Raw genomic sequence first — 8831 nt, 5'->3', positions numbered from 1 at the left:
TCGACCGGCTGTTTCAGGTGAGAATATATCTGAAGAATAGGATTTCAACAGAGCCGTAGATGTGTTTTCTGCTGCCTCTTCAGTGATATATTCCTCCGCATCATCAATTTCTTCCGAGATCATATCTTTTGACGAAACCCATGGGATATCTCCATCCCAGTACGAATCTTCTGATCTGTCAGGGGTACCGCCTGTCCGAATATCAGTGAGATATTTAAGTGGGATACTATCCCAATCTGTGGGTATGTTATCTTTCCAAGGAGCGTTCATTTGGTAACCTCATCTATTAGGTTCGAAACAGTCCTTTTCAGAGACTTTATTTCATCGTCAATTTCACTCAAGTTCCGAGGTTCTTCGTATTCGTAGAAGTACCTATCAAAATTAATTTCGTAGCCGACGACTCCGAGACCATCATCTTGGTCATCGTGGTATTTGCTGCTCTCGTTGATCCAGGCATTCTTAAGGTAGGGTTCAACCTCTTCTTCAAAGTAATCTCGCGGATCGACTCCGAGTGGTACGCGTTCGCGTTCGCGCAGGTCCGAATCGTGATCCGGATTTCCATTACTATCAGTCACGATCTCCGCTTTGTCATTCTGTTCCCCCATTGCTCGCTCTATCGCGTTATAAACGCTGTTCCGTACGTCAACACCGTTCATATTGAATGCCAACTCGACGTCATTAATGAACTCATCACGGTCCATCCACTGCTTCTCAGCGTCCAACGTCCGCAACGCTTCTTTCACCGCCTCTTGCGTATCCTCGTCGCGGTTCGTGAACGCGCGCTCGTCGTGAAGGCTCTCAATGCGCTCCTCTGTCGCTTGAAAGCTCATTCGTAGCGGCTGGTCGATGACGATGCGGCGGTAGCCGAACTCCTCTGTAGGTACCACCTTCGAGCGCCCGTTAGCCTCTAGATCGCCAAAAATTCGTGAGATCTCATCAATGTGTTCTTGCGCGAGCTCGTGACGCTTCTCCCCGAGGCTCTCGTCCATCTCCGCATACAGATCCTGCGCGTTGATCAGCTGGACCTTGTCTTTGCGGGCCTCCGGCTTGTCGTTTGAGAGAACCCAGATGTATGTGCGGATGCCCGTATTGTAGAAGAGATTCTCTGGAAGACCGACAATCGCCTCTAGCCAGTCGTTTTCGAGGATCCAGCGCCGGATCGCCGACTCGCCGCTGTTCGGGCCGCCGTTGAACAGCGGTGAGCCATTGAACACGATCGCGATGCGAGAGCCGCCCTCCTCGGGCGGCTTCATCTTGCTGATCATGTGCTGGAGGAAGAGGAACGCACCGTCGCTGGTCCGCGGCGTCCCCGCGCCGAACCGCCCGGCGAACCCCTCCTCCTCGTGCTCGCGCTCGATCTCCTCCTTCACCTTCTTCCACGAAACTCCGAAGGGAGGATTCGAGAGCATGTAGTCGAATCGCTGGCCCTTGAATCCGTCTTGAGTGAAAGAGTTCCCGTAGACGATGTTGTCGGGCTCTTGGCCCTTGATGAGCATGTCCGAGTTACAGACCGCGTAGGACTCGGGGTTCAGCTCCTGCCCGAAGACGTGAAGCCGAGCGTCGTTGTTGAGCTGGCGAACGTACTCCTCAGCGACGCTGAGCATCCCGCCGGTTCCACACGCCGGATCGAAGACGGTGCGAACCGCGCCCTGCTCAGACAGCGCCTCGTCGTCTTCCTGGAAGATGAGGTTCACCATCAGCTCGATGACCTCGCGGGGCGTGAAGTGCTCCCCGGCGGTCTCGTTGCTGAGTTCGTTGAACTTCCGGATGAGCTCCTCGTAGATGTACCCCATCTCCTCGTTCGCGACCTCGTCGGGATGGAGGTCGATCTCCGCGAACTGGCGTACAACCTTATAAAGAAGGTCGGCATCATCGAGGCGCTGTATCTGGTGTCCGAAATCGAACTTCTCGAAGATCTCCTTCGTCTCCTCGTCGTACTGATTGATGTAGTACTGGAGGTTCTCCGCGATGTTGTCGGGGTCGTTACACAGCGTCTCGAACGTGTATTCGCTGGTGTTATACACCTCGGCATCGGCCGCTTTCTTGAGCGACGGCGCGACGTTCTCGATGCCCTGCTTCTGGAGCTGCTCGTGACGCTCTAGAACTTCGTCCTTGTTCCGCGCAGTCACACAGTCGAGTCGGCGCAGAACCGTCAACGGGAGAACGACTTTCTGATACTCCGACTGCTTGTAATCTCCTCTGAGGAGGTCGGCAATAGACCAAATAAAATCCGCCTTCTCGTTGAAGTTATCGACCATCTACTTCGTGACCAGAAACCACATCTGAATAATAGTTTGGACACGGTCCGTGTCTAGATACTTACCCGGCAATCTGAGACGATCGGGGGCCTCTGTTCAGGCTTCCTCTGTGAATATCTCCAGTTCAGCCCTGTCGTACCCGTACTTTGCCATCACTTGCTCGACCTTCCGAACGCAGTCGTTTGCAGAAAAGTTGGTCTCCAGGTACAGATTGGTATCCGGAATCCGCCGGGGCTTGAACAGATCCGACTGCCGTCCCTCTTCCACGAAGTAGCTCCGCGTTCGGCCCTCGATCTCGGTGACACGCTCGGGGTCTTCCACGTCACGAAGGATCGCCGCGACGGCCACCGTCAGCGCGTCCGCCCAGCTGTCGACGTCGTAGGTCTCACCGAGGATCTTGATCACTGAGGGCGTCGTGCCGGTGTAGTCGTCGACGTCGTCAGAGCCGCCGGGCTCCGTCCCCCCGTCGAGGTCCTCACGGGTAACGTTCCGGAGAAGCATGTTGACCGTCTCGGCGAACTCTTGGTACGCGCCCTGGAGGAAGACGAACTTCTCGCTCTGTTTGTCGTAGGCGTATCGCTCGGCGACCGCGTGGACGCCGCGCTCGGCGGTGGAGAGGGTCTTGTCGGGGTTCGGCGTCCACATGTCGAGCAGTTCGGTGTCGCGGCTGCTCCGGTTGTACTGTTTGAGGGTGTTTCCGATATCGGTGGACTTGCCGATCTTGATGTCCATGATTTTGAGCCCGGAGTATTCGAGGTGAGAAATCCGAATCGCGTAGACCACGTCGCTCATAGACAGGTCTTGCGAGAGTGGTCTCTTGAGGCTTTTTGAGAGGGGTGTGTAGCTAGGGTTACTTTCGATCGTGTCATTACTCAGAACATCACACGGCTTATAGCCCTGTCTAGATGTCTGTTCTCGGCGAATTCGTCAATCAAAGTTTTTCTATCGTCACTATCATGAATGCCCTTGTCAATCCCTACAACTTCCTCCATATTTGACTCGAATCCAACTAGTCCAAACTTTTTCCTTACCTGGCCTCCGATAATTATATCCATAACATACGAGCTTATTGGCCCTGAGGAATACCTTTGATCATTAATACTGGTATTGACGGGCGTTGTATACCTTCCGGCAACTTTCTCGTTTACATCCTCAACCCATCCATCAACCCCTTTATAATCAAAGTCACACAGTAAGCTAAGATCAAACGAAGACTCAGCGAAGGTTGTTATTGATGAAGCGTATGTATCCTTAAAAAAACTCCTTCCATTTTCTGACTTCACTAACGTATCGGTCGGATAGTGGTCATTCTGTAGGGATCGTATCTTATTTGATTCCACTCCACGCTCATTTTCGCTCACATTTTCCATCCGGAAATATTCAGGCGATAAATGAGGTAGAGAATTTAGAATATACTGTTTCAGTAACCTCAAATCCCACTTACCTTCACAGAGAACTAGCTTTGTGGTCATTCTCCACGCAGATCCAGATGGAGTTCCTCAAACTGTGTCCGTGCTTTCTCTAGATCCATTACTTGCGAAGTATATTTCCCCATCTGTATTACTTGAAGGCTCTCTGAAAGATATTTTTCTGCCTCTGATCTTGCCGGATCAAGAAATTCATCTATCAAATCAATATTATGTGTCGTTATGAAGAACTGTATATCCTCCTCCTGTGCGATTTTTATTATAAATTCGACTAACTTCTGAATATATCCCGGGTGCATATGATTTTCTGGTTCCTCTAGCAGTAGAATCTGATTTTCTCTGTCTGTTATCTCTAGCTCCCAGAGAAGACCAGTAATTGCTTTAAATCCGTCTCCCATTGATTCGTATGGTAGCTGATAACGCCCCGTATCTGTCTCAAACACCAGATTATCCAAACTAAAGTCATAGAGATCCTGTATGATATTGTAATCTCGGAGGTCGTCTTCTATTTCAGACAGCACAACTGAATAATTTTCAACTGATTCGATGTTCTTATTCGTTATATCAAGTGAACTAATGAGTTTAGCCCCATTATGATCATTCAGATTACCCAAGAAGTTGGACTTTCCGTACCTACCAATAACAAGGCTTCCCATTTGCCTATTGATCAGCCAGCTTAGTTCATTCATTTCATCTTCACTAACATCTTCATGTGCTTCTATCTGGGAAACAGTAGCAGACGCTATGTCATCAATTAGTTCTGTATATTGGTCCGACAGATAGATGAACGGTATCGTTTTATCATCTCTTTCGAGTATAACGATAGATTCATAATACTGGGTTAGATTCTCCTTGGACTCTTCTTGCGAGATCTTTTTTTGAGCTGTATTAGACAAGATATTCTTGTATGGTCTAATATTCTCTGCATCAATTGTTTCATTAGGGTACTCGAAAGAGATATTCATAACAGCTCTGTGTATGAGTTCCTGAAATATTTTTAGCGTTTCTTGATTACTCGGATTTCTAATTGTCACGCTATATTCTTTAGATAGGTTTGTGTAGTCCGATAGATCTGGCTGTCCCGCACTGCCACTAACTTTACAAGATATCTGTGCATCTGAAGAATTCACATTTACTAAAGTATCTGTATTTTCTTCATATTTTCTAATATTGGTTGGTTGAAAAGCCAGGTTAATAGCTTCTAGTACAGATGTTTTACCGACATTGTTTTTCCCAGTTAGAATATTGATATTTTTTGCTGGGAGCTCCGTTGACTCATGCGGTTTGAAACCACGGATTGAAACTGATTCGATATTGACCATGACCAATAATTTGACAGACTACAGCAAGCTCCTTGACTGTACGTATCGTGTTCTGGGTAAAGTCTCTTCGACAGTATAGCAAATAAATACTAGAATTTCTTGACTGGATTACTCGCCAATATTTTCGAGATCGTCCGCCTCAAGCTTACCAAGTAGGTAGTTACGACCAAGATCTGTGATACAATAGAGTCCACGATCCTCGTCATAGTATTCGATTAGACCGGCTTCGTGGAGTTTCCGCATCCGGTTCCGAATATGAGAAATTTTGTAATCGACATTTGCTTCGACGAAAGTAGGCGAAGCGTTGAGTGGTTTGTTTCCTTCGTTCAGTAGAAACTCAAGTATTGTGTCGTCGGCGCGAGTCATCCACTCCACCCGGGGCCGGCGCATTGAGTCATTTTCACGCAGATCAGCGTGTTAGTTCGATTGGTTACAAGGTTGTAGTACCCTATATACGGTTCCATAGCGTATTATTCCATACACTAAATTTAATATCCCCGAACCCACACCTGTCAGTCACGGACCCACTCGGCCGTCGTCGACGACGCGCCGTGCCTGAGAAGGACGCGGGCCGCGCTGCTGGAACAGCCGGCCCGTGTGGGGTTCCGTGGACTAGCACGAAACCCATGTACGTCGACACGACGCGGGGGCTTGAAACTCCCGTCCGAGACGCGGCATCGACACTGCCTGACGAGTACCCGGCAGCGCTCGCGACGCTCGTCCGCGCCGACCGCGCAGCCCACGACGTCGCCCAGACCACGCTCCGCGAGTTCCGCGGCGACGTGAACCTGTACCCCGACCGATGAGCGATGCGACCACCGTCCGGAACAGCGTTCGGAACGGCCGAAACCCGGAGACGGAGACGAGAGTGCGACCGTCCGGAACCGTTCGGAACCGCCCGGAGCAGTATAATGCGTGCGTCGGGCCGACCCCGACTCATGCCGACGACCGACAGCGCGAGGCAGCGCCCGCGACGACCGATGACGACTGACGACACCACCATGAGCGACGCACACACCCAGCCGACGACCGAGACGAATCGCGACGAGACCGCCCGCGACGGCCCCACCTGGTACGACCTGCTCGGCTTCCAGCGCGACCTCCTCCTGGTCGCCGCCGAGGTCGAGGGCGAGGAGCTACCGAAGGGCCTCACGCTGATGCGCCGGCTCGAAGACCGGTACTCCGACGCGATCAACCACGGCCGGCTCTACACGAACCTGAGCGAGCTCGAAGACGAGGGTCTGATCGAAACGGAGGAGATCGACGGCCGCACCAACGCCTACCGCGTGACCGATCGCGGCCGCGAGCTGCTCGCGACGGCCCGCGACGCGATCGACGCCGCCCTCGAAACGGGAGGTGAGGATACGTGAGCCTCGACTGGCCCGTGGGCTGGGACCGCACGCCCGAGTCCGAGCGCGAGCGAAACCGAAGCTTCGAGGCGACGCTCGCGAGGACCACCGAGGACCTTGCGACCGAGATGGACCGAATGGAAGCCGACCACTGGCGCGCATCGATCGGGAACAGTCACACGAAGTCGAACGGCCTCCCGCTCCACAACGCGAGCCCCGACGATCCGGGGTTCGTCCTCCGGTGGAGCGACGGCGGCGAGGAGTTCGCCGTCGCTTGCGACGCCTACTCTCGACTCCGTGACAACGTCCGTACCGTCTACAAATGGGTTCACGAGACCCGAATGCGGGGGAACCGCCCGGTGGCGACCGGTGACTCCGAATTCGCGGCGGCCCGCCTCCCACCGGGAGACGCCGACGAGAACGCAGTCGTGGCCGAATCTGCCACGAGCAAACCGGCGCACGAGGTCCTCGGCGTCGACGCGTACGCCTCCGATTCTGAGGTGATCGACGCCTACCACGAGCGCGTCAAGGAGGCACACCCGGACCACGGCGGATCGGAGCGAGAGCTGATGCGCGTTCGCGACGCGAAGGAGGAGATGGTAGGGGGTGAGGAGGCGTGACCCCGGCCGTTGAGGTCGAAGTGCGACGTAACCGCCACGGTTCCGTGCTGGCGTACGCGGATAGAGACCGTGCGTCCCGACTCCTCGCCGACCACCGTGCCGTGGTCCATGCGCTCTACGACCTCGTAGACCGCCGTCACGGCGCCGACGGCGAGACCGTTGCGCGCCTCGTCGTTCGCGAGGATGCCCGTGTCGTCGACGAGCTCGAACTCCGCGATCGCTTCCGGCGCGACCTCGACCCCGACCGCGCGATCTCGCTCGTCGAGGACCTCCGGTACCACGCCGGCGAGCGCGAACTCGTAACTGACGGCGGTATCGATCAGCCGTGGAGTACCGGCGACGAACCCGAACGTGGTTTCGGCAGCAGGAAAGGGGGAACACGCAGGTGCGTACCTCTGACGCGGTGTGCCGATCACACCAGAGGGTACCAAAGGCTAGATGCGGAAAGGTTTGCTGAAAAGCGTCGGTTGGTTGCCGACGGCGGTCGCGACCGGGATGATAACCTCGCCCGTATCGCGGACGCCCTCGAACTCCAGAACGCGCTCCTCTTCCAACTGGGTCAGGACCGGCGCCGGGACGCCGCGCGAAACGATCCGAACCCGGATCGCAGCGCGCCGTCGGACCGCGCAACCGCGACCGACGTGGTCGACGCGTACGGCGACCTCTACGGGGGATCGGTCGCCGGGTGGGAATTCGACCCGGTGAGCGACCGTATCGAGAAAATGGGTGACGAACGATGAGTCGGAAGCCGTCTTCGCCGCCCGCGAACCCGTCTGACCTCTCGCCGCGGGAGGCGCGCGACCGGTTCCTGGAGAAGCGCTCGATGGAGAACTCCGACAAGACGATCCGGAGCTACGACAACCGCCTCACGCGCTGGGTCCACTGGTGCGAGGAGCGCGGCGTCGAGCGCGTCGGCGACCTCTCCGGCTGGCTGTTCGACGAGTACGAGCGCCACCTCCGCGCCGAGGACAACGCCCCGGCGACGGTGAAGGGGAAGATGACCGCCGTCTCGCAGGTCGTCCAGTACCTTGCGACGATCGAGGCCGTCGACGAGGACCTCCCGGAGAAGGTCCACGTTCCGAAGCTCACCCGGTCACAGGAGACGAGCGACACGATGCTCGACACCGAGGACGCGAAACAGCTTCTCGGGTTCTACCGGAACGACCCGGCGCGCTTCGGCACCCCCTCGCACGCGGTTCTCGAAGTGTTCTGGAACACGGGTTGCCGCCTTGGCGCCGTCGTCGGCCTCGACCTCGGCGACTACGACCCGGAGAACGGCTACCTCGATTTCAACCACCGCCCGGAATCAGGCACGCCGCTGAAGAACAACGAGGAGGGCGAGCGCGTCGTCCGCATCTCGGAACCGGTCATCGACGCGCTCGATACGTACATCGCTCGCGAGCGGTCGGACAAGCGCGACGAGGAGGGTCGCGAGCCGCTGTTCGCCGGTCGTCAGGGCCGCGTCACGGACACGACGATCCGCTCGTGGACCTATCAGGGGACACAGCCCTGTCTCTACATGAAGTGCCCACACGGGCGCCGTCGCCGGAGCTGTAAGTTCACGGAGCGCTCCCACGCGTCGAAGTGCCCCTCCTCGCGGGCGCCTCACCACATCCGGACGGGGTCGCTCACGTGGCACTGCGACCGCGGGCTCCCGATCGAGGTGATCAGCGAGCGCGTCGACGCGGATCCGGACACGATCAAGCGCTACTACGACAAGGCGGACCGCCACCGGAAAATGGCAGAACGCCGAGAGGAGTACACTGCGGACCTCGATATCGCCGGGATCGGCGAGGAGGACGACGACTCATGACAACGACACCAGAGACGGGCGTCTCAGAGTACCGACATAGGG

At 55.7% G+C, this 8831-nt stretch carries 10 protein-coding genes and 1 pseudogene; 5 read left to right on the top strand and 6 right to left on the bottom strand.

What is annotated here, in order from left to right; all coding sequences use genetic code 11:
* The 6 genes and pseudogenes from SD626R_RS16370 to SD626R_RS17475 all read right to left on the bottom strand — a co-directional run.
* Positions 1–270, bottom strand: a pseudogene (locus SD626R_RS16370) (hypothetical protein); the annotation flags it as partial.
* The gene (locus SD626R_RS06835; protein WP_092565043.1) at positions 267–2258 is read right to left on the bottom strand and encodes a type I restriction-modification system subunit M; all 1992 of its coding nucleotides are present in this window, start codon (positions 2256–2258) and stop codon (positions 267–269) included. The gene SD626R_RS06835 and the pseudogene SD626R_RS16370, both read right to left, overlap by 4 nt.
* A gap of 96 nt (positions 2259–2354) precedes the next feature.
* Positions 2355–3050: a hypothetical protein gene (locus SD626R_RS06830; protein ID WP_092565042.1), complete on the bottom strand. Its 696-nt coding sequence runs from the start codon at positions 3048–3050 to the stop codon at positions 2355–2357.
* Positions 3051–3130: 80 nt separating this feature from the next.
* Positions 3131–3619, bottom strand: a complete 489-nt coding sequence (locus SD626R_RS16365; RefSeq protein ID WP_137782610.1) for a hypothetical protein — start codon at positions 3617–3619, stop codon at positions 3131–3133.
* A 107-nt stretch (positions 3620–3726) separates the two neighbouring features.
* Entirely contained in the window at positions 3727–5007 is a 1281-nt protein-coding gene (locus SD626R_RS06825) for an ATP-binding protein (RefSeq protein ID WP_092565040.1), read from the bottom strand.
* Between the two features lie 108 nt (positions 5008–5115).
* Positions 5116–5397: a hypothetical protein gene (locus SD626R_RS17475; RefSeq protein ID WP_092565038.1), complete on the bottom strand. Its 282-nt coding sequence runs from the start codon at positions 5395–5397 to the stop codon at positions 5116–5118.
* A 236-nt stretch (positions 5398–5633) separates the two neighbouring features.
* Here SD626R_RS17475 and SD626R_RS06815 point away from each other — a divergent pair, with 236 nt between their 5' ends.
* The 5 genes from SD626R_RS06815 (at position 5634) to SD626R_RS06795 (ending at position 8789) form a co-directional block, all read left to right on the top strand.
* Positions 5634–5813: a hypothetical protein gene (locus tag SD626R_RS06815; RefSeq protein ID WP_092565036.1), complete on the top strand. Its 180-nt coding sequence runs from the start codon at positions 5634–5636 to the stop codon at positions 5811–5813.
* A 174-nt stretch (positions 5814–5987) separates the two neighbouring features.
* A complete protein-coding gene (locus SD626R_RS06810) occupies positions 5988–6377 on the top strand; it encodes a PadR family transcriptional regulator (RefSeq protein ID WP_092565045.1) in 390 nt (129 codons plus the stop codon).
* Complete coding sequence (locus tag SD626R_RS06805) at positions 6374–6976, top strand: J domain-containing protein (RefSeq protein ID WP_092565034.1); 603 nt, start codon at positions 6374–6376, stop codon at positions 6974–6976. Before SD626R_RS06810 ends, SD626R_RS06805 begins: the two co-directional genes overlap by 4 nt.
* Positions 6973–7716 (top strand): hypothetical protein, encoded by a 744-nt coding sequence (locus SD626R_RS06800; RefSeq protein ID WP_092565032.1) that lies wholly within the window; start codon positions 6973–6975, stop codon positions 7714–7716. The genes SD626R_RS06805 and SD626R_RS06800 overlap by 4 nt, the downstream gene beginning before the upstream one ends.
* Positions 7713–8789 carry a tyrosine-type recombinase/integrase gene (locus SD626R_RS06795; RefSeq protein ID WP_092565030.1) on the top strand — a complete coding sequence of 359 codons (1077 nt, stop codon included), beginning with the start codon at positions 7713–7715 and terminating at the stop codon, positions 8787–8789. The genes SD626R_RS06800 and SD626R_RS06795 overlap by 4 nt, the downstream gene beginning before the upstream one ends.
* Positions 8790–8831: the final 42 nt, after the last annotated feature.

Source organism: Halorubrum sp. SD626R (assembly GCF_001261915.1).
Classification (GTDB): domain Archaea; phylum Halobacteriota; class Halobacteria; order Halobacteriales; family Haloferacaceae; genus Halorubrum.
Note: the sequence above shows the minus strand (reverse complement) of the source record. Positions and strands in the feature narration are given on the sequence as shown.